Genomic DNA, 21,168 nt, shown 5'->3' on the forward strand with positions numbered 1-21,168 from the left:
AGGCCAATCATGAAAGTACAGATCTATACGATGCAGACCGCCGCCGAGGCGCTCGAGCTGGCTGCGCTCGGTGTCGATTGCCTGGGCGTGACGCCCTCCAATCGCGGCCTTCCCGGGGAAATCAGCAATGAGGCGGCGCGCGAGATCGTCGATGCCCTCGCGGGCAAGGCGACGCGCGTCGCTTTGTCGGTGGAGGCCGACCCGCAAGCGATCGCCGCCATGGTCGATGCCGTCAGGCCGGACGTGCTGCATCTGTGCGGCGATATCGCCAAGGTCACGCCCGAGGTGGTGAAGGTGTTGCGGAGCGAGCTTCTCCCGCGCCATCCGGGGCTGAAGATACTGCAGGCGATCCCGATGACGGGCCCCGAGGCGCTCGACCATGCCGCTGCCTTCGAGCCGGTGTCGGATATCTTCATCCTCGATTCGGTGGCCGCCCATATCGGCGGCATCGGCGCGGCCGGCGTGACGCATGACTGGTCGCTCAGCCGTGAGATCGTCGTGCGCAGCAAGCTTCCCGTCATCCTGGCCGGCGGCCTCGGCCCGGACAATGTCGGGGAGGCCATTCGCGCCGTGCGTCCCTGGGCGGTGGATTCGCTCACCCACACCAACAGCCCGCTGGCCTCGGGCGGCTTTCGCAAGGATCCGGCCAAGGTCGCGGCCTTCGTCGCGGCGGCACGGGCGGCTGCTGCCTGAGCAGCCCTCAGTAAAGTGGGCAGGTCTTGCACAGCTTGAGGCCGTCCATGCGATAGCGCAGGCAGCAGATCCGGCGCCTGCGCCCCTTTTCGGCGCTGTAGCGGACGGGCTCGAACAGCGGATTGCTCGCACCGTCTTCCCATCGCCGTGTCGCCAGCAGGGTGCGGGCCTGGGACAACCCTCGATGATCCGTTCCCAAGAATGTCTCGAGCTCGCCCAGGCTGTGCTCGACGATGGTTCCGGCATTGCTCCACAAGACCTTCCGGGGCAGGGCGCTCGCCCGCGAGATCGCCGCGATCATCGGGGTGAGATGGCCATCGACCAGCTCTGCGAAGCGCTCGCGGATCGTGTGCGGGGCAAGACGGTCTCCCGCATCCGGCAGGCGCAGGGCGGCGGTCCGGCCGTCTTCGGAGGTGATCACGCCGATCTCGCCGATTCCGATCGGCAGGCTCCAGTCGGCGATGATATTCGCGGCCAAGACAGGCGGGATCAGGATCGAAAAGTGCCATTTCGACCAGAGCGTCGCTACGGCGATCGGCTCCGGCCTGTCGTAGTTCCCGGCGAATCGGGCCAGCAGCGGCAACAGCCCCTCTCCCTCGACCAGTGCGGCCGCGGGAACGAAGGGGCGGGCGTCGTCGCCAAGCGCCAGATTGTCGGCGAGGAAGGCGAGCGGTCCCCGGAAGATGGTGGCGAGCGTGGTGGTCACCGCTTCCAGGCCGCCATGATGAAATAGGCGCCGCCGAGGCCGGTGGCGATCAGCCCGGCCGGGATCTGCCAGGGAAAGGCGATGGTACGGCCCACCCAGTCAGCGAGGACCATCAGGACGGCGCCGATGAGAGCCGAGCCGTAGATTTCCGCCAATGCGGTCCTGGTTCCCAGAAGTCGCGCCATATGGGGCGCCATCAGGCCGACGAAGCTCAACGGCCCCACGAACAGGGTGGCGATGCCGGTGAGAATGGATACGACCAGCAGGATGGCGAGGCGCGCACCGGCGATAGGCACGCCGAGCGAGCGGCCGACCGGCTCGCCCAGCGGCATAAGGCCGATCCAGCGCACCAGGGGCAAAGGCAACAACAAGGCGAGGGCCGTTGCCAGGGCGATAGCGCGCGCCTCGGCGGCATCGACCGAATAGGTCGAGCCCGACAGCCAGCCGATCACCCGCAGGATACGGGGGTCGCCGATGACGAGCAGGATCGATAGCAGCGAGGCCAGCAATGCGCCGAGGCCCGCTCCGATCAGCAGAAGATGGTCGGGGGCGAAGGCCGAGCGCCGGCCCAGCCAGAGCACGCAGGCCAGAATGGCGAGGCAGGCCAGGCAGGAAAGCGCGGCCGTGCCATAGCGGTCGAGGCTCGGCAGGAACAAGGTTGCCACCAGAAGCATCAGGGCGGTTCCCGACGAAATGCCGAGGAGTTCCGGGCTTGCCATCTCGTTACGGGTCAGGCGCTGGAGCAGGGAGCCCGCCATGGCGAGCATGGCGCCGGCGCAGCAGGCGGCCGTGATGCGCGGCAGCCGCCAGATCGACAGGTCGGTGAGCAGCTTGCCATGGGCGAATTGCCAGCCGTCAGGCCCGGGGCCGAGCATGGCGGCGAGGGCGAAACTCAGAACAAGAGCCGCACCTAGGCCCGTAAAGGCCGGGCCGGTGCCGACCTGCAAACGTATCGGCACGGTCACCATGGCAAGAGCGCTTCTTGCTGCCGGCGCGCGTTGCAACATCCAGAGCAGCAGGGGAATACTGAGGAGCATGGCGGCAATGCCGGCTGGAATCTCGATGCCGCCTGTCAGCGCCAGCAGGGCCTGGTCCGTCAAGGCCAGCAGTCCGGCGGCAATCAGGGGCGCGGCAATCATGCGGGTGGTCAGCCGCCTGGCGCCGGCGCTGCGCGCGATGGCTGCACCGGCAAGACCGAGGAAGCTGATCAGGCCGACCGCGCTCGCGACCAGCGCGCTCAGGCCGACAGCGGCGAAAAGGGTCGCCCCCCTGACCAGCGATGTGCGCACGCCCAGCCGCTCCGCACCTTCGATCTGCATGACCGAGAGAGGAGACAGGAGAAGCAGGACCGCCAGCGACACCAGGCCGAGCTTCGGTGCCAGGGCCAGCAAGGGCCCCCAGCCGTTCTGGATGAGCGAACCGGCCTCCCAGATGTAGAGATCGCCCAGCGCATCGAAATGGGTGAGCACCAGCATGGTGCCGAAAGCGCCGAAGGAGAGCGAGGCGATCAGCCCCACCAGAGTGACCGTAGCCGGTGCAAAATTGGATCGGGCCGAGAACAGCAGCACGATGGCGGCCACGCCGATGCCACCGGCGAGCGCCGGCAGGTCCCAACCCAGGGACAACAGGCCGGGAGCCCAGATGATGGCGGCGGCGATAGCGCATTTTGCCCCGGCAAAGATCCCCAATGTTCCCGGCTCGGCGAGCGGATTGCGAAGCACCTGCTGGAGAACCACGCTGGCCAGTCCCAGCGCGCCGCCGCTGAGGAGACCGACGCAAAAACGGGGCAGCAGCCCATCCCGGGCCATGATCGAGCGCAGGTCGTCGCTGCCGGCCAGCAGGGCCGGCCAACCTGCGGGCGGAACGAGGCGGGCGAGGTTGAGCAGGAACAGGGCCCCTGCCAGGCCGATGAGAGCGCAGCTGGCGAAGCTCCAGCCGAAGATCCTGCCATGGCCGCCGGCGGCTTGTCGGGACTCAGGCATCACGCGGCAGGCTCTCCGCGAGCTGGCGTGCGAAGCGCATCGCCGAGGCGACGCCGCCATTGGGGTAGATCACCGGCATCATCGTCACCCTGTTCATCTTGACGGCGGGCAGTGCTCGCCAGAGCGGATTGTCGGCAAGCCGGGCCAGGGCATTGCTGGTTTCCTCGCCGCGATCGAAATGCACGATCCGGGCCTCGGGATCGCCCGCCAACTGGTCGATACCCACCGAGATCACGCCCGATCCGTTCACCCGGCCCCGCCAGGCATTGATCAGGCCGAGCCGGGACAGGCTGTCGCCGATCAGTCCGGTTCCCCCGAACAGAGCGACCGTGCGGCCGTCCTGGGCAAAGCGGCCGACGTAAAGGGAACGCCGGGTCCGCCCGGCGAGGGCTGCGCGTGCATCGGCGAAGACCGTTTCCAGCTGCGATGTCAGCGCTTGTGCGGCTTCCGTCCGGCCGGTCAGTTCCGCCAGCCGGCCGAGCAATTCGATCGCCTGGCCGACACCGGACTTGCCGGCCGAAGCCGCATCGAGGGGAAACAGCGGCGCGATCTCCCGCAGGCGGCGCAGCGGGCCGGCCTGCCAGGCGGCCAGCACGATGGCATCAGGCCGGATCGCCTGCAGAAGCTCGGCGTTGGGCTCCAGCAGGGGGCCGAGGTCCAGAACTTCCTCGGCCAGCACCGGCTGTGCGACGAGCCTGCGATACAGGGCAACATTGGCCACCGCCACGGGGCTGATGCCGAGCGAGACGAGAAGCTCGGTCGCCAGCAGATCCAGCGCGACCAGGCGAGGCGGGCTCGCCGCACGTGCCGGAGTTCCCATCAGGGCGATGAAAGGGAGAGCCAGAACAGCGCACAGTAGGTCGCGCCGCACGGCCGCCTGCCCTGGCGATAGCGCTACCATTTATAGGACAGCGTCGCGGTTGCCGTCAGCGGTTCTCCATAGCGGCACCCCGTCGAGCCGGCGCAGGTGTAGAACTTCTTGTTGAACAGATTGCGGGCATTGACCGTCAGGCTGGCGCCGTCGAGCTTCTTGTCGATCACGCCGAGATCGTAGCTCGCCATGGCATCGACCAGCAGATAGTCCGGCACGTGGGTCGGCGTTCCCAATACATCGATGCTGTCGGCGATATAGGTTTCCCCGACATAGCGCAGCCCGCCGCCGATCTTCAGCCCTCGCACGCCGAGATCGTCGAACTTGTAGCTTGCCCATAACGCCGCGGAATGCCGGGGCACCAAGTCCACAGGACGGCCCACCGTGGAAGGAACCGCGCTCTGCAGGGTCTTGCTGTCGGTGAAGGCGTAGCTGGCGACGAGGTCGAGATTGCCGAAGGAGGAATGGGCTTCCAGCTCGATGCCACGCGAGCGGACCTTGCCGACCTGGTAGACATCGCCGAAAGCGTCGAAGCTGCTGACATTCTGCTGGGTGAGCTCGTAGACGGCGGCGCTGAGCAGCAGGTTGCTATCCTGCGGCTGGTAGCGCACGCCCGCCTCATATTGCAGGCCCTTGTTGGGCTTGAGCACCGTGCCGCTGCGTGAATCCAGGCCGAGTTGCGGTGCGAAGGACTGGCTGACGCTGACATAGGGCGCGATGCCGTTGTCGAAGCGGTAGACCAGCCCGGCGCGGCCGGTGAAGGCGCTGTCGTCCTGGTTCGTCTTGGCGCCGGTCTGGTAGTTCAGAACCGTTGCACGGCTCCAGTCATGGCGCCCGCCGAGCAATACGGTCAGGTTGCCCAGACGAATCTGGTCCTGCAGATAGATGCCGAACTGGTCGCTGAGATTGTCGCTGCCGCGATCGACGGCATAGTTGATGACCGGGTAACCGGAATAGACGGGGTTGTCGATATTGAGCGGGACGATCGAGCCGCGATAGCGGTGCGAGTCGTAGCTGCGGCGGTAATAGTCGAAGCCGGCCAGGAGCGTGTGGCTGAGCGGGCCGGTCTCGAAGCTCTTTTCGATCGAGGTATCGGCGGTAATACCGTAGGAGCGCTCGGTTCGGGCGCTGGCCCGCCGCGCGAGCTGGCCGTTGGTAACCGGCAGGAGACCTGCCTGCATGTAGTCCCAGCGCACGTCGGAATAGTAGTAGCGGGCATTCTGGCGCAGCTTCAGCGTCTCGTCGAAACGATGCTCGAAGGCATAGCCGATCGTATAGGCATCGCCGACGAAACGATCGAAGGATTCCTCACCCAGGAACAGCTTGCGCGGGATGCGACCGGTCGCGACATCGCTCCAGTAGAGCGGCGTGATGAAGCGCGTATTCACGTGCTGGTAGCTCGCCAGCAGCGTCACGGACGTCGCTTCGTTCGGCTGCCAGGTGATGGCGGGCGCGATATAGACCTTGTCGTCCGGTATGTGCTTGACCCAGGTATCGGCGTCCCGGACCAGGCCAGTCAGGCGGTAGCGCAGGGTTCCGTCGGCAGTCAGGGCATCGGAGAAATCGAAGGACGCCTGCTTGCGGTCATAGCTGCCATATTCGAGATTGATCTCGTGCAGGGGCGTCGGCGTTGGGCGTTTGGAGATGGCGTTGATGACCCCGCCCGGCGCCAATTGGCCGTAGAGCACCGAGGAGGCGCCGCGCAAGACCTCGACCCTCTCCAGGCCGTAGGGCTCCTGGGAGCTGTCATAGACATTGGACTGCAGCTTCATGCCGTCACGCAGCATGCCGCCATTGCCGGTCGCGACATCGAAGCCGCGCAGCATGACGTCATCCGTCATCCGGCTGAAGGCCTGCGACTGCATGCCGACTCCCGGGGTGTAAGTCAGGACGTCGGAAAGGGAGGTGACCTTCTGGTCCACCATCTGGTCCTTTGTCACGACGGTGATGGACTGGGGCGTCTCGATGATCGGCGTATCGGTCTTGGTGCCCGACGCGCTCTGGCGGGCGACATAGCCCTGCACCGGGGCCCAGGCTGATTGGCCGTAGACGGTCACCGGATCGAGTTCGATGGCATTGGCGTTCTCGGCCCCGCCGATGCTTGCGGTGATGTCGGCGGAAAGGACGGTGACGGTGGTGGCATTGCTGAAGCGATAGTTCAGGCCGGACCCCGCCAGCAGCCTGGCAAGCGCCTGCTGCACCGTCAGCGAACCGCGAACCGGGCGACCGAGCGCTCTGATGGGATTGTTCTCGCGGAAGACCACGGAAAGACCCGAGATGCGCCCGATCTCGTTCAGTGCCTGGGGGATCGGCCGCGCCGGAATGTTGAAGCTGAAACGCTGTCCCGCGGGCTGTTCAGCCCGAGCCGTGGACACTCCCACGCTTGCCGCCGTCGCAGCCAACAGCATGGCGGCCGCCATACTCCCGGCCACACGCCTCACGCCATGCCTACTCATCGCAACCTGTCCCCTCGATCATCGATCACCGGCAAACCGCGGTCTCGGCACCTGCGGATTACCAGCCTCCATGGTCTTCACGTTCGAGGGAGGGGCTCACTGAACCCCTTGGCGAAGATTTTTGTTGCCGCAGGAGATCTGGAACCGAAGTCGATCGGGACAGGCGTCGCTTCTATTAAGGTGCGCTACGCCAACCAATCCTCAAGGACGAGGTCGGGAATGCGTGCGAACTCGTCGATATTGGCCGTGACCAGAGGTATTCCCGCCGCGGAGGCATGGGCGGCGATCAACAAATCATTGGGACCAATCGGGGTGCCTGCCCGTTCGAGGGCGGCTCGAATATCGGCATATTTACCGTCGGCCGGCACATCGAAGGCCAGGATCGTCAATCGTTGCAGGATGGCTTCGACACGTTCCTGCAACCTACCCGAGCCGCGCTTGACGGCTCCAAACCGCAGCTCGCAGGCGGTTATGATACTGACGGCGAGGCCGTGATCACCGATCCCGGCGATGTGCCGGGCGGCTTTCCCATCCGGATGGCGAATGAGATCGGATACGATATTGGTGTCGAGCATGTAGCGCGCATTGCTCAAAGCTCGATATCCTTGAGGGGCAACAAGCCCTTGTCCACATCGGGAAAGTCGTCCTCCTTGCCCAAAGGCGGCTCTTTGACCCAGCCAGAGAGCAATGTCAGCAGGTCATTGCCATCTGTCGGGACCGGCTCGAGAATCAGCCTGTCGCCATCGCGGGTGATCCGCACGCGATCCCCGGGCAGCGCGAACTCAGCCGGGATCCGTACAGCCTGGCTGCGGTTGTTGCGAAAGAGTTTGACCTGCTTCGACGGTGGTGAGGTGAGCGGATGCGCCATACCAGGATCCTCATGCATATGCCATGTATATGCCGGAAACTTGATGGGCGCAAATCAGACTTCGGTGCACTTGTCGTTGCAATAGCAGGCCACGTCCTTACGGCCGGATGAACACGACGAGGCCGCCGGGAAGGGTAGTCATCCGGAAGCCGACGCTGGTCTGCAGGGACTGCAGCGCCGCGTCCGTGTCGGCCAGGCTGAAGCTGCCGGTGACGAGTTGGTCGCCCAGGCCCGCACCGGTGACGACGATCCTTCCCTGGCGATAACGCGCGATTTCCTCGATGACTTCGGACAGCCTGGCCCGATAGAAGACATAGCGTCCCTTGCGCCAGGCCAGCGCATCCTTGAGATCGACCTGTTCGATCTCTCCAAGCCCTTGCCTGTCGAAACGAAGGCGCTGGCCCGGCGCGTCCAGCAGGGCTTCACCGAGATGCTCGGCCTTGACGGCCACCTTGCCGCTCTCGAGCGTCACGACAGTGCCGTCGTCCCCGAGATTGACGTCGAACCGGGTGCCGATGTCCCTGATGTCGCCGTCCGGCACGCGCACGACGAAAGGAGCCTTGCCGGGCGCGACGTCGAAGGAAGCGGTGCCGCGCACGAGCTTCACCTGCCTTTCGGTCTTGTCGAAAGCTTCGTCGAGCGCACTGTCGGCGTCGAGAAGCACTTTCGAGCCATCGGACAGCGTGACGGTGCGCCGTTCGCCACGGCCGGTACTGTGATCGGCCATCAGTTTCTGCAGCAAATGGGGGTTCTGCAGCCAGAGGACGCCGCCCAGGCCGAGGGCCAGCACCAGGGTCGCCGCCGATAGCCGCCGGAAGTTGCGGTGCTGGCGCCGACTTCTGTCGACGGCGTGAAGATAGGGCGCGAGCGCTTCATTTTCGCGAGTGGCAAGTTGGCGAGCGGGCTGCTCGGCGGCGCTCCAGACTTGCTCCATCCTGCGAAGGGCGTCGGCATGAGCGGGATTGGCGCCAAGCCACCTCTCGAATTCTGCCTGCTCGGCCCGCGACAACCCGCCGAGGCGTCGAACGAACCAGTCTCTGGCCTCCTGTTCGACATCCGCTGGGGAGGATTGGGGGGGCGCCATGATCTGTGGCCTCGAAAACCGCTTTTTCGTCTATGGCACCGTGCGATAGAGAATCGGCGCACTATAACCCGACTGCGCCGGGCGTGCCTGCCACACGATGCCCGCCGGCACGTTCGCCGGGGACGAGCGTCTTTGGGGGGATGGGTGGTCGGTGGCCTCAGGCTCCTTGCGCGGATGCGCCATCGGTTGCGGTGCATGCGGCGAGCGCCCGCGCCATGTGCTTTGCCACCGTGCGCTCCGATATGCCCAGGGTCGCGGCGATCTCCACGAAACTATGCCCGTGAATACGGTTCAGCAGGAAAATGTGCCGTGTCTGCCGGGGAAGCGCCGCGATCGTATCCTGAAGGGATTGCAGGTTCTGGCGGGCCGACAGGATTTCGAACGGCGTTGCGGGGGAGGCCGCATACTGGGTCGACAGCGTGTCTTCCTGCAGCCGCTCGCGCCTGGATTCCGACCTCAAATGATCGATCGCCGCATTCCGTGCGCAACGGGTCAGGAAGGCTGAAGCGTTGCCGGTCGTGTCGCTGGTGCGCTCCCAGATCCGCAGGAACATGTCCTGGATGAGATCGAGCGCCGCATCCCGGCTCCTGACTTTGCGCCGGAGCGTCCGCTCCAGGCGAGGCCGCTCCGCGGCATAAAGAGTTTCGATGTCGTGGCTGCGGCTGTTCATGGGGCGAATTCTGTGGGCAGGCGGCAATGACCGGGCAAGTGGCCAAGCATTATCCAGAAAATCAGCGCTACTCAATGAAAATGATTTATATCTATTCTAATTTGTACAAATTGTTAGAATGACATAAAGATAAGAATTAGTATTTATTAAGAAAATATCGAAAAATATAGTAATTTTACACTGTTTTCTGGTGCGAGCACGATGGCGGGCGCTCATCCCGCTGGTACTCGGCCATGTCGGCCTGCAGAAACACGCATTTAGACGGAAACGTTTGTTTGCTTTGGTTCGCCGTTCTGGCGCGTCCTTGCGATTTCCGTCGATTGCGGCAAATCGCAGGGACGCAAAGGCTGCTTCAGGCAAATTGCGCCCGGTGCAGCCGCCCATAGATTCCGGACTTGTCGAGCAGATCGCTATGGCGTCCCTGTTCGACGATGCCCCCGCCGTCCACGACGAGGATGCGATCGGCATTCTTGATCGTCGCCAGGCGATGCGCGATCACCAGGGTCGTGCGCCCCTTCGAAAGCTCGGCGAGAGCCTGCTGGATGGCGAGCTCCGTTTCGGTATCGAGCGCCGAGGTTGCCTCGTCGAGGATCAGGATCGGCGGGTTCTTCAGGAACATGCGGGCAATGGCGAGGCGCTGCTTCTGGCCACCCGACAGTTTGACGCCGCGTTCGCCGATGAGGGTGTCGAGGCCCTTGGGCAGCGCGGCGATCACGCCGTCGAGGCGGGCGCGGCGGGCTGCCTCGAGGATCTCGTCCTCACCCGCTTCAAGGCGGCCATAGGCAATGTTCTCGCGGATGGTGCCCCCGAACAGGAAGACGTCCTGCTGCACGATGCCGATCTGGCTGCGCAGGGAGCGTAGCGTCAGGTCGCGGATGTCGATGTCGTCGATGGTGATGGCGCCCTGGGTGACATCGTAGAAGCGGGGCAGGAGCGAGCAGATCGTGGTCTTGCCGGCGCCCGACGGCCCGACGAAGGCCACCGTCTCGCCGGCCGCGATCGACAAATCGAGATGGGAGAGGATCTGCCGGTCGGGTGTGTAGCCGAAGCCGACCTTTTCGTAACGGATGGCGCCGGTGAGCAGCGGGGCCGGCCGGGCATCGGGGCGGTCGGTGATATCAGGCCGGGTGTCGAGAAAGTCGAGATAGCGGCGGAAGCCGGCAATGCCCTTGGGATAGGTCTCGATCACCGCATTGATCTTCTCGATGGGACGGAAGAACACGCCGATCATCAGGAGGAAGCCGACGAAGCCGCCATGGCTGAGCTGGCCGGTCAGCACGAAATAGCTGCCGGCGATCATCACGGCGAGCTGGGTGAGCCGCATGCTCAGATAGCTCAGCGAGTTGGAGGCGGCCATCAGCCAATAGGCCTGCAGCTTGGTGCGGCGATAATCGTGATTGTCGCGCGAGAACAGGGCCCGCTCGTGGTCCTCATTAGCGAAAGCCTGCACCACCCGGATGCCGCCGACATTTTCTTCGATGCGGGTGTTGAAGCTGCCCACGCTGTCGTAGAGAGCACCCCAGTTCTTGGTCATGCGGCCGCCATAGCGTAGCGTCACCCAGGCCGTCACGGGCACGACCATGGCCGTGATGAGGGTGAGCTCGACATGCAGAGAGAACATCAGGAGGAAAGCGCCGGCCAGCGTCATCACCGCGATGAACAGGTCCTCCGGCCCGTGATGGGCGATCTCGCCGATCTCCTCGAGATCCTTGGTGAGCCGCGCGACGAGATGGCCGGTCTTGTTGTTGTCGAAGAACCCGAAGGACAGCTTCTGCAGATGGTCGAACGCCTTGCGCCGCAGCTCGGTCTCGATGTTGATGCCGAGCATGTGGCCCCAATAGGTCACGATTGCCATCAGGCCGGTATTGACGATGTAGACGGCCAGAAGGCCGACACAGGCCAGGGTGATCAGATGCCACTGGCCGGATGGCAGCAGCGTATCGATGAAGATCTTGATCGCGACGGGAAAGCCGAGTTCGAACAAGCCGGAAGCGATCGCGCAGGAAAAGTCCAGCAGGAACAGGCCGCGATGGGGCAAATAATAGGCGGCAAAGCGTTTCAGTAAGGCCATGGTGATCAAGCAACAACGAATGAATGGACGTCGAGAAGGCCGCCGGGGCTCTCCTCGCAAGGCAAGAACAGATCAAGCAGCCAGAGCAAAGTGCATTCCTAGCTGAACGTACTTTGCTCCGGCTCTTTGTTTCCAAGCCAATCCAACGGATTGGCCCGAGCGTCTTTGCAATTCTAGGTGGTTCCGTCAAATCGCAAAATGCTTTGGCAGCATATACACCTCGTGCCCGGGAGGGGCCATCGCCACCATTGGGATGTTCATCGCCTTCAACCCTTCAATGAGCCCTGCGCCCGAGCTGCCAGATCAGATAGGGCAGCCCGATCAGGGCCGCCACGATGCCAGTCGGCAATTCACGGGGCGCGATCACTGTGCGCGCCAGGGCATCGGCGACGACCATGACCAGCGCACCGATCAGCACTGAACCGAGGATTTGCGACCAGGCCCGGCGCAAGCCGAGCAGGCGCGCCATATGGGGCCCGGCCAGGCCGACGAAGGTGAGCGGACCCGTGGCCATGACCGCGACCGAAGTCAGCAGCGCGGCCATGCCCAGTATCGACAGCCGGCTGGTGTGGACCGGCAGTCCGAGAGCCCTGGCCGTGACAGGACCCATCGGCACGATGTCGAGCCATCGCGTCAGCGCCAGGGCGGCCGGCAGCAGCAGGGCGGCAAAGGCCGCTGTCGTCAGCACTTTGGGCCAATCGGCATAATAGGTCGATCCGGCCATCCAGGCGAGGACTTGCGGCGCACGGGGATCGCCCAGAGCGAGAAAGGCGACGATGATGACGTCGAGCAGCGCTGAGAGGGCGAGGCCGGTGAGCAGGACCTGGTCGGGGGCAAAGCCGCTGCGCCGGCCGACCATCAGCACCAGGAAGAGCGCGAGGAAGCCGCCGGCTGCACCGGCAGCCGTTTGAGCCGCCAAGCCGGTCGTCTGGCCGAGCATCATCGCAAGGGCCATGCCGAAGGCAACGCCGGTACCGATACCGAGAACCTCGGGCGCGGCCAGCGGATTGCCCGATATCCGCTGCAGCAGCAGGCCCGCGGTGGCGAGCATGGCGCCGGCCAGCGCGGCGATCGCGGCGCGTGGAGCCCGCCAGGGCTCGACCAGGGCGAAGTCGGCGGGCGAGATCAGCCGCCAACCGGCGCTGCCATGGCCGATCAGCAGGGCGCCGATCGCGGCAAGGACGAGCAGGACAGCAAGCAAGGGCAGGAGCCGGGTCCGATCGTGTGTGCCCGTAGCCAGGGAACGTTGCGTGGAGGGCGGCTCGGTGCGGCGCAACCGAGGTAGAAGCCAGAGCAGCAGCGGTGCGCCCAGCAGGGCAGTTGCCGCGCCCGTTGGCAGGTCGATGATGCCTGCGGCTTCCAGCAGTCCGACGATGGCGTCGACAGCCAGCACAAGCAGGGCACCGGTCAACGGCGCCAGGATCAGCCGGGCGGTGAAACGGCGGGCCCCCGACAGGCGTGCGATCTGCGGTGCCGCCAGCCCGACGAAGCCGATCACCCCGACATGGGCCGTGATCACGGCCGTGAGCAGGGCGGCGATGAGGAGGCCGGCGCCGCGCACCAGGCTGAGCGGTACGCCCAGGGCACGGGCATTTTCCTCATCCAGGGCGAGCAGTTCGAAGGGGCGGCCCAACAGAGCGGCCAGGAGATAGAGCAGGCCGATGGCGGGCGCGAGCGCCGCCGGCGCCATCCAGTCCTGCTGCGCCAGCGAGCCGCCGCCCCACAGGAAGAGGATGGCGACATATTCCTGGTTGAGAAGGCGCAACGCGATGGTGAGGGCACCGCAGAACAAGCCCGCCACCAGGCCGGCCAGCACCAGGGCGACGGACGAGAAGTGGTTACGCGCCGCACAAACCATCACGAAGCCCAGGGCCAGCAGCGTGCCGGCCAGGGCGATCGTCGGGCGTCCGAGCACGAGCAGGCCGGGGGCCGCGACGAGGACGACGGTCAAGGCGAGCTGCGAACCGGCTTCCAGGCCCAGCGTGGTGGGCGAGGCCAGCGGATTGCGCAGGGTCTGTTGCAGCAGGAGGCCGGCCAGGCCCAGCCCCGCACCGGCCAGCAGCGCGGTGAGTGCGCGGGGCAGGGCGGAGAAATGAAAGACGAGCTGCTGCGGATCGTCGAGCCGGGGATGGAGCGCGGCGCCCCACCATTGCAGGGCCGGCAATTGCGTCGTCCAGCACCAGGCGGTCAGCATGACGGCCAGCAGGCCCAGGACCGCGTAGGCAAACAGGGGGCGGCGCGCGTCAGAACCGGGCATTGCCGCCATCCGCCGCGCTGTTTTTGCTGAAGGCATCGACCAGAAGATGGGCAAAGCGCTGCGCTGCCGTGAGATCGCCGAAGGGCCAGGTCGCGGCGAGACGCTTTACGCGGCCCTGCCTTACCGCAGGCAGATTGCCCCACAGGCTGTCCGTATTGGGCGCGAGGCTTGCTTCGGAGGGCAATGGATCGACCACCACGATCTCGGCATCGGCAAAGGCGGCGAGCCTCTCCACGCCCACCAGGGCAAAGCCCCAGCCATTGGTCGGCGCGCTCCAGGCATTGGTGAGGCCGAGCCGTTGCAGCGCACCACCGAACAGGCTGGCGGGGCCGTAGATGCGCACGAAGCGCTTGTCGAGAAACTGGATGACGAGCAGGCGGGGCATGGCCGTACCCGTGAGACGTTGGCGCATGCTCGCAAACTCGGTTTCGGCCTGCGTGATGACAGCCCGCCCCTGTGCCTCCCGCCCCACTATCTTGGCCAGCGCTTCGAGCTCGGCTTCGGCATGGCGAAGGGGATCGCCCGTTCCGGAGTAGACGGCCACCTCCCGGGTCGGTGCGATGCGTTGCAGCGAGGGGCGCGCGGCAGCGCCGAGCGGGCTGACGATGATGAGGTCCGGCTTGAGGGCTGCGATGGTCTCCAGGCTGGGTGTATCGCGAAGGCCGACATCCGGCGTTCCCCGCGGCAGAGCCGGTTCACCCACCCAGATGCGATAGAGATCGGCATCGCCCACGCCGATGGGATTGATGCCCAATGACCTCACCATGGCTGTCGCCGTCCAGTCCAGGACCACGAGGCGCTCGGGGCATGAGGCAGATTGGGCCCGTGCAACTCCCCCGGCGAACACCAGGCTTGTGAGGATGGCGACACCGAGGCGCAGGGCCGTCCGCTGAAAGGCGGCAAGCGATTTCACGGCGCCTCCGCGCGCAGAAGGAACTGATGTATTGGCGAACCGTGATCGGACGAGAGCGTCCATCGCAATGAAAGGAACTCAATTTTGATCGCGGTGGCTTATGGCACCTGAAGTATATCCATTGCAACAAAGAACATTTCATCATTCGTGCAGTTTAGAATTTTTATAATTTGTGCAATCAATAACAAGTATAAATGAATATATATCTGAGTAATGCTATTATAAGTTTGTTTACATGGCAAAGTCCGTTGGTCTAAACGTCTGCGCAATGGCGTTGCGGGCGGTTGACGCTGCGCGATATTATTTTTCATGGGATGGCAGAGGTGATGAACCGGCGGGTTGGAGTTTGCGTCAGGCTGTCCATGGGGACGGCATCGGGCCTGTTGATGCTGGCCGCGGCGACGGCCGCGTGGGCACAGGTGGGGAGCAATGGTGGAACGATCGCGCTCGATCCCGTCGTCGTCAGCGGCGGAACCGGCACGGGGCCGGTGACGGGCTATGTCGCGAAGAAGACCACGGCCGGCTCCAAGACCGACACGCCGATCGAAAAGATTCCGCAATCGGTGACCGTGATCGGCCGCGACCAGCTGGAGGCCCGGCAGCCCCAGAAGCTCGATGAGGTCTTCTACTACACCCCCGGCGTGACCGGCGCGCCCTATGGCTACGACCCCCGCACCAACTGGGTGTTCATCCGCGGTTTCGACGCCAGCCAGACCGGCATCTTCCTCGACGGCCTACCGCTCTACCAATATGCCTTTGGCAGTTTTTATGTCGACCCCTACGCTCTGGAGCGTGTGGAAGTGCTGCGTGGCCCTTCCTCGACGCTCTATGGCGGGGGCAATCTCGGCGGTATTCTCAACCTTGTCTCCAAGCGGCCGACCGATGAGCCGCTGCACCGGATCGAGGCGGGCATCAACAGCTGGGGCCAGGCCAGCACGGGCTTCGATTTCGGCGGCAAGATCGACGAGGCCGGCGTGTGGACCTATCGCCTGACGGGCCGGATCGCGGGCGGGCGTTATGAAACCGACAAGGCCAAGGGATTCCAGGGCTTCATCGCCCCGGCCCTGACCTACAAGCCCAATGATGCGACCAGCCTCACACTGCTGGCCAACTACACCAATATGGATCTCGACCATACGGGCGGCTTCCTGCCCTATTACGGCACGGTGAAGCCGACGCGCTTCGGGCGCATCCCTCGCGATTTCTATTCCGCCGAACCCTCGGACGACCTGTATCGTCGTTCGCAGGCGATGATCGGTTACGAGTTCAAGCATGATTTCAACGATGCGTGGACCTTTAGCCAGAACGTGCGCTACGCCTATCTCGATACGCGCGAGCGCTATGCCTACCCCTATGGCTATGAGGTTCCCGGTTCCCCGACGCCGTGGATACCCTCGCCCGTGCCGGTGTCCGATGACAACCAGCTGCATCGCCTCGGCTTTGGGCACCATACCACGGTCAACAACTTCTCGGCCGACAACCGGCTCGAAGGACGGTTCGACACCGGGCCTCTGGCACATGACCTGCTGTTTGGGCTCGACTACAAATATTACGGCATCAACCAGATGCAGGGGACCTTCATCACCACTCCCCTGAGCGCCACCAATCCGGTCTATGGCACGCCGCAGGGCGGGGTGGAAACGCCCTATCTGCGCCAGAAATATACCATGCACCAGCTCGGCGCCTATCTGCAGGACCAGATCAGTTTCGCCGACAATTGGCTGCTGACCCTGAACGGGCGCTATGACCGAGTCTGGACTGATAGCACCGCCTCGGTCGGCAACGCCAATTTCAATGGCGTCGAGGGTGCCTTCAGCGGCCGCGCCGGCCTTTCCTACGCCTTCGCCAACGGCATCACGCCCTATGTCTCGGTTGCCCGCGGCTTCAACCCGGTGATCGGATCGAATTTTGCGGGCAGTCCCTTCAAGGCGGAGACCGGCGTCCAATATGAAGCCGGCGTGAAATATCGACCGACCTTCTTCGACGGCCTGATCACCGCGGCTTATTACGACCTCACCAAGCAGAATGTGGTGACGCCGGATACGGCGCATCCCTTCTTCAGCAACCAGCTCGGCGAGGTGCGCTCGCGCGGCGTCGAAGTCGAGGTGCAGGCCAATGTCACCGATGCCCTCAAGATGACGGCTGCTTTCAGCGCCTCGCAGATCCGCATCGAGAAGGACACGGATGCAACCGTGGTCGGAAAACGGCCGAACGTGGTGCCGGAAACCACTGCCTCGCTGTGGGCCGACTACACCTTCCAGGAGGGGCTGCTGCAGAATCTCGGCTTGCAGGGCGGCATTCGCTATATCGGCTCGTCCTATGCCGACAACCAGAACCTCTACAAGGTGCCGGCCGTCACCCTCGTCGATCTCGGCATGCACTACAAATACAAGGCATGGGACTTTGCCCTGAACGTGAACAACGTCTTTGACAAGCGTTACGTCGCGGGCTGCTCCGGCATCTATAGCTGCAACTACGGCGCGGGCCGCGTCGCAACTCTGAAGGCCAGCTACACATGGTAAATTTTCGCCGCAACGGGCCGCTTATGGCCATGGTTTTGCTCGCCCTGATGGCGCCGGTTCGGGCCTTCGCCCAGGATGCGCCCCCGCCGGCCGGCGATCCAGTCGCCGCCGCGGCCAGCATCCTGCCGCATGACCTGTCGCCCTGGGGCATGTTCATGCAGGCCGATATCGTGGTGAAAGGCGTGATGATCGGGCTTGCCTTCGCCTCGCTGGTGACCTGGACGATCTGGCTTGCCAAGGGCATCGAGCTGCTCGCGGCCAAGCGCCGGGCGCAGGCGGCGGCACGTTTGCTCGAAACCGCCGAGAGCCTGGAGGCCGCGTCCCAGTCCATCGGCGCCCGCCAGTCCGGGAAGGGCGCTGTCGCCGACCTCGTGACGGCCGCCAACCGCGAATTGTTGCGCTCGGACGATTTGCCGGCCGAGGGCATCAAGGAGCGCCTGGCGATCGCACTCGCCCGCATCGAGGCGCGCGCCGGCCGTTCGATGACGCGCGGCACCGGCCTGCTCGCCACTATCGGCGCAACAGCTCCGTTCGTGGGCCTGTTCGGCACGGTCTGGGGTATCATGAACTCCTTCATCGGCATCTCGCAGTCGCACACCACCAACCTGGCGGTGGTGGCCCCCGGTATTGCCGAAGCCTTGCTCGCCACCGCCATCGGTCTTGTCGCCGCCATTCCGGCCGTGATCATCTACAACGTCTTCGCCCGCGCCATTGCCGGCTACCGTGCCTTGCTTTCGGACGCCTCGGGCGAGGTGCTGCAGCATGTCTCGCGCGATCTGGAGCGTTTGGAGCGGGATGGCAATGCTGCCCCGGTCCGAGCGCTGGCATCCGCGCGGACGCAGACGGCGGGCTGACGGCATGGGTGTCTCCCTCAAGGATCCACAAGACGGCGACCTGTCGGAAGTTTCCGACATCAATGTCACGCCGTTCATCGACGTCATCCTGGTGCTGCTGATCATCTTCATGGTGGCGGCGCCGCTCTCCACCGTCGATGTCGCCGTCGACCTGCCCGTCTCCAACGCCAAGGTGCAGCCGCGCCCGGACAAGCCGGTCTTCCTCACCGTGAAGAAGGATCTGAGCCTGGCACTCGGTGAAAACAGTGTGCCGCGCGAGCAGATTCAGCCTGCCATCGACCAGCTCACAGGGGCGGACCGCGAGCAGCGTGTCTTCCTGCGCGCCGACGGGGGTGTCGCCTATCGCGACATCATGAGTGTGATGAATCTCCTGCGCAATGCCGGCTATCTCAAGATCGCCCTGGTCGGTCTCGAAGATACCGGCCAGGCCACGAATACGGTCGCCGTGCCTCCGCAATGAACGAGCAGGCGCGTTTCACCAGGTTGGCCAGCAAGGCCTTGTCCCTGCCCAACGTCGCCTTGTGGACGGCAGCGGCGGCCGTGATGCTGCTCGTGCATAGCGCTGGCATCTGGGTAGCCCGCGACTGGCACCCGATCGGGCCGCCTCCCGCCGGCAATCCCGAGCCGGCCATCGAGTTCGATCTGGCGCCGCCCACCACCTTGCCTGAAGCGCCACCCCAGGAGACATTGGCCGAGGCCCAGCCCGAGCCAACGCAGGAGACGCAGACGGAGACGGTCCAGCCGGTCGAACCTGAGCCGGCGCAGCCTCAAACGCAGCAGGTCGAGCCCACGCCGGTGCAACCTCAGCAAGTGCCAGAACAGGCCCCTCCCGAGCCCGAGCCAACGCCCGCGGAACCGATCGAACCCATCACGCCGCCGGAGCCTGTACCGGAGGTGGTGCCCGATCTGCCATCGAAGGACAAGGCGGAGGTGATCTTGCCGGCCGCGCGCAAGCCACAGCCCAAGCCGAAGAAAGAGAAGAAGCCCGCGCCCCGCAAGGAGCCGGAACGGCAGCGTCCGGTCGTGCAGCCCAGGCCTGCCGTCGTCGCGCCGCGTCAGCAGGCGGTTCAGGCTACGGCCCCGCGCCAGCAGGGTTCGGCAACGGGCGACGAGCTCGCCGCCTGGAGGCGCGCCGTGAACGCCAAAATTGGACGAATTGCGAACTCGATGGGGAACAGCAAAAGAGGCACAGTTGGTGTGAGTTTCTCCGTCAGCGCCAGCGGTCAGGCGTCTTCGGGTCGGGTGATCAAATCGAGTGGAGATCCTGTCCTCGATGCCAAGGCAATTAGCGCTATTGCCAGGCTAGGCACGGTGGGGCCTCCACCCGGTGGCTCGAGACCTGTGAATGTAGCCATTATTTTCAAGTGATGATGCCGATGCATATGACCGTTTCCCGTGACACTATGCCCGCTCCGATACCGGCTCCTGCCGACGCGGATCTATTCGCGCTCGAAGACGTCAGCTTCGCCATTCCGGGCCGGGTCCTGTTGCAACCTCTGACCCTGTCGCTGGCACCGGGCCGGGTGATCGGGCTGGTCGGCCATAACGGCTCGGGCAAGTCGACTTTGGTCAAGATTCTGGCGCGCCAGCAGGCGCCGACCTCGGGTTCCGTGCGGTTTGGCGGGACACCGCTCTCCGACTGGGGCGAGCGGGCCTTTGCGCGCCAGGTCGCCTATCTGCCGCAGCATATTCCGCCGGCGACCAGCCTGCTGTCCAAGGAACTCGTCGCCCTCGGGCGCTATCCCTGGCACGGACCGTTCGGGCGCTTCGGCAAGACCGACTCCGAGAAGGTCGCCGAGGCCATGAAGCTGGCCGATGTCGGCCCCTTCGCCGACCGCCTCGTCGATACGCTGTCGGGGGGTGAGCGCCAGCGTGTCTGGCTGTCCATGCTGATGGCGCAGGATACGCGCTGCCTCCTGCTTGACGAGCCGATCTCGGCGCTGGACATCGCCCATCAGGTCGATGTGCTGGCCCTGGTCCAGCGCCTGTCGCGGGAGCGTGGCATCGGCGTCATCGTGGTGCTGCACGACGTCAACATGGCCGCGCGCTATTGCGACGAGTTGGTCGCGCTGCATGGCGGCCGCCTGATCGCCCGCGGCACGCCTGCCGAAATCATGACGCCCGCCTGCCTCAAGTCCATCTATGGCATCGAGATGGGCGTGATACCCCATCCCGAGAGCGGGGGGCCGGTGAGCTTCGTGCTGTAACGGCCGATGGCGGCGGACGTCAGGCTGCGGCCTTGGCCATGCGAGCCTCGAACACGAAGCCGAGGAAATTCAGCAGGATCTGTGCCGCCAGGATCGCGGTGCCCCCGGTATGGTCGTAATCGGGTGCGACTTCGACCAGATCCATCCCCACCACCTCGTTGCGGCGCGCCAGCGCCTGCAGCATTTCCAGCACCTCGTAATAGAGGAAGCCGCCATGCGAAGGCGTGCCGGTTCCCGGGGCGATGGAGGGGCAGAAGCCGTCAATGTCGAGGGTGACATAGACGCGCGCGCCCGCCGGGATCCGATCGATCACGCCCTTGGCGCCGAGCGCACGCATCTGGCGCACCGACAAGATGTCCGAGCCCATGCGGCGGGCGTCGTCATAGCCCTCCTTGGCGGTGGAAGAGACGTTGCGGATGCCGACCTGGGTGAGGCCGCTGACATAGGCCTTCTCGGCGGCACGGCGCATGGGATTGCCATGGCCGTAGCGCACGCCGTGGCGCTCGTCGACGAAGTCGAGATGGGCGTCGATCTGGAGAATGTGGATGTCGCCGCGACCCGCGAAGGCGTCGATGCAGGGAATGTTGACGGAGTGGTCGCCGCCGATCACCACCGGAAGTGCCCCCGCATCGAGGATGGCGCCGACGCCAGCCTTGATGTTGGCATGGCTCCTTTGCGTGTCGGTGTGAACGATATCGGCATCGCCGATATCGACCATCCTCACCGAGGCGGGCAGATAAATGCGGTCGTCCTCGTGGTCATAGGCACCGGCATGGCCGAAGCTGAATAGGGTGGAGGCTTCGCGCACCGCTCGGGGGCCGAAGCGCGCACCGGCACGGAACTGGGTGCCGAAGTCGAAGGGGGCGCCGAGAATGGCGACGTCGGCGTCGATGTGGCGCCAATCGGCGATATAGGGGCGCTTTGCGAAGGTGGAGATGCCGACGAAGGGCAGGTTCAGCCGCCCGGCTTCGTAGGAGTGTTCGCTCATTATCGATCCTTGCAGTGTTCAGGTGA

The 21,168-nt window shown here is 64.8% G+C and carries 18 protein-coding genes; 6 read left to right on the forward strand and 12 right to left on the reverse strand.

Going from position 1 to position 21,168, the window contains the following annotated elements; all coding sequences use genetic code 11:
- The first annotated feature begins 9 nt into the window (after positions 1–9).
- Positions 10–693, forward strand: a complete 684-nt coding sequence (locus ACZYTC_RS30050; protein ID WP_441771680.1) for a phosphoribosylanthranilate isomerase — start codon at positions 10–12, stop codon at positions 691–693.
- Between the two features lie 7 nt (positions 694–700).
- Here ACZYTC_RS30050 and fhuF read toward each other — a convergent pair whose 3' ends face one another.
- The 11 genes from fhuF to ACZYTC_RS30105 form a co-directional block, all read right to left on the reverse strand.
- Positions 701–1,399, reverse strand: coding sequence for a siderophore-iron reductase FhuF (gene fhuF / locus ACZYTC_RS30055; RefSeq protein WP_441771681.1), 699 nt, complete (start codon positions 1,397–1,399; stop codon positions 701–703).
- Complete coding sequence (fhuB, locus tag ACZYTC_RS30060) at positions 1,396–3,381, reverse strand: Fe(3+)-hydroxamate ABC transporter permease FhuB (RefSeq protein ID WP_441771682.1); 1,986 nt, start codon at positions 3,379–3,381, stop codon at positions 1,396–1,398. The genes fhuF and fhuB (ACZYTC_RS30060) overlap by 4 nt, the downstream gene beginning before the upstream one ends.
- Positions 3,374–4,252, reverse strand: a complete 879-nt coding sequence (locus ACZYTC_RS30065; protein WP_488991264.1) for an ABC transporter substrate-binding protein — start codon at positions 4,250–4,252, stop codon at positions 3,374–3,376. Before ACZYTC_RS30065 ends, fhuB (ACZYTC_RS30060) begins: the two co-directional genes overlap by 8 nt.
- A gap of 23 nt (positions 4,253–4,275) precedes the next feature.
- Positions 4,276–6,708 carry a TonB-dependent siderophore receptor gene (locus tag ACZYTC_RS30070; protein ID WP_488991265.1) on the reverse strand — a complete coding sequence of 811 codons (2,433 nt, stop codon included), beginning with the start codon at positions 6,706–6,708 and terminating at the stop codon, positions 4,276–4,278.
- A gap of 185 nt (positions 6,709–6,893) precedes the next feature.
- Positions 6,894–7,283, reverse strand: a complete 390-nt coding sequence (locus ACZYTC_RS30075) for a type II toxin-antitoxin system VapC family toxin (RefSeq protein ID WP_488991284.1) — start codon at positions 7,281–7,283, stop codon at positions 6,894–6,896.
- 14 nt (positions 7,284–7,297) lie between these two features.
- A complete protein-coding gene (locus ACZYTC_RS30080; RefSeq protein WP_434960087.1) occupies positions 7,298–7,576 on the reverse strand; it encodes an antitoxin in 279 nt (92 codons plus the stop codon).
- A 97-nt stretch (positions 7,577–7,673) separates the two neighbouring features.
- Complete coding sequence (locus ACZYTC_RS30085) at positions 7,674–8,660, reverse strand: FecR family protein (protein WP_488991266.1); 987 nt, start codon at positions 8,658–8,660, stop codon at positions 7,674–7,676.
- A 157-nt stretch (positions 8,661–8,817) separates the two neighbouring features.
- Positions 8,818–9,330, reverse strand: coding sequence for an RNA polymerase sigma factor (locus ACZYTC_RS30090; protein WP_488991267.1), 513 nt, complete (start codon positions 9,328–9,330; stop codon positions 8,818–8,820).
- Between the two features lie 352 nt (positions 9,331–9,682).
- Positions 9,683–11,401, reverse strand: a complete 1,719-nt coding sequence (locus ACZYTC_RS30095; protein WP_488991268.1) for an ABC transporter ATP-binding protein — start codon at positions 11,399–11,401, stop codon at positions 9,683–9,685.
- A gap of 274 nt (positions 11,402–11,675) precedes the next feature.
- Positions 11,676–13,658, reverse strand: a complete 1,983-nt coding sequence (gene fhuB, locus ACZYTC_RS30100) for a Fe(3+)-hydroxamate ABC transporter permease FhuB (RefSeq protein ID WP_488991269.1) — start codon at positions 13,656–13,658, stop codon at positions 11,676–11,678.
- Entirely contained in the window at positions 13,645–14,571 is a 927-nt protein-coding gene (locus tag ACZYTC_RS30105) for an ABC transporter substrate-binding protein (RefSeq protein WP_488991270.1), read from the reverse strand. Before ACZYTC_RS30105 ends, fhuB (ACZYTC_RS30100) begins: the two co-directional genes overlap by 14 nt.
- Before the next feature lie 314 nt (positions 14,572–14,885).
- Between ACZYTC_RS30105 and ACZYTC_RS30110 the strand changes: the two genes are divergently transcribed.
- The 5 genes from ACZYTC_RS30110 to ACZYTC_RS30130 are packed head-to-tail and all read left to right on the forward strand — an operon-like array spanning position 14,886 to position 20,154.
- The gene (locus ACZYTC_RS30110; RefSeq protein WP_488991271.1) at positions 14,886–17,093 is read left to right on the forward strand and encodes a TonB-dependent siderophore receptor; all 2,208 of its coding nucleotides are present in this window, start codon (positions 14,886–14,888) and stop codon (positions 17,091–17,093) included.
- Positions 17,087–17,947 (forward strand): tonB-system energizer ExbB, encoded by an 861-nt coding sequence (gene exbB, locus ACZYTC_RS30115; RefSeq protein ID WP_488991272.1) that lies wholly within the window; start codon positions 17,087–17,089, stop codon positions 17,945–17,947. The genes ACZYTC_RS30110 and exbB overlap by 7 nt, the downstream gene beginning before the upstream one ends.
- A gap of 4 nt (positions 17,948–17,951) precedes the next feature.
- Positions 17,952–18,407, forward strand: coding sequence for a TonB system transport protein ExbD (gene exbD / locus ACZYTC_RS30120; RefSeq protein ID WP_434960095.1), 456 nt, complete (start codon positions 17,952–17,954; stop codon positions 18,405–18,407).
- Complete coding sequence (locus ACZYTC_RS30125) at positions 18,404–19,315, forward strand: energy transducer TonB family protein (RefSeq protein WP_488991273.1); 912 nt, start codon at positions 18,404–18,406, stop codon at positions 19,313–19,315. The genes exbD and ACZYTC_RS30125 overlap by 4 nt, the downstream gene beginning before the upstream one ends.
- 14 nt (positions 19,316–19,329) lie before the next feature.
- Complete coding sequence (locus ACZYTC_RS30130; protein WP_488991274.1) at positions 19,330–20,154, forward strand: ATP-binding cassette domain-containing protein; 825 nt, start codon at positions 19,330–19,332, stop codon at positions 20,152–20,154.
- A gap of 19 nt (positions 20,155–20,173) precedes the next feature.
- Here ACZYTC_RS30130 and speB read toward each other — a convergent pair whose 3' ends face one another.
- Positions 20,174–21,142, reverse strand: a complete 969-nt coding sequence (speB, locus tag ACZYTC_RS30135; RefSeq protein ID WP_481271750.1) for an agmatinase — start codon at positions 21,140–21,142, stop codon at positions 20,174–20,176.
- Positions 21,143–21,168: the final 26 nt, after the last annotated feature.

It is taken from the genome of Labrys sp. F242 (genome assembly GCF_057813875.1).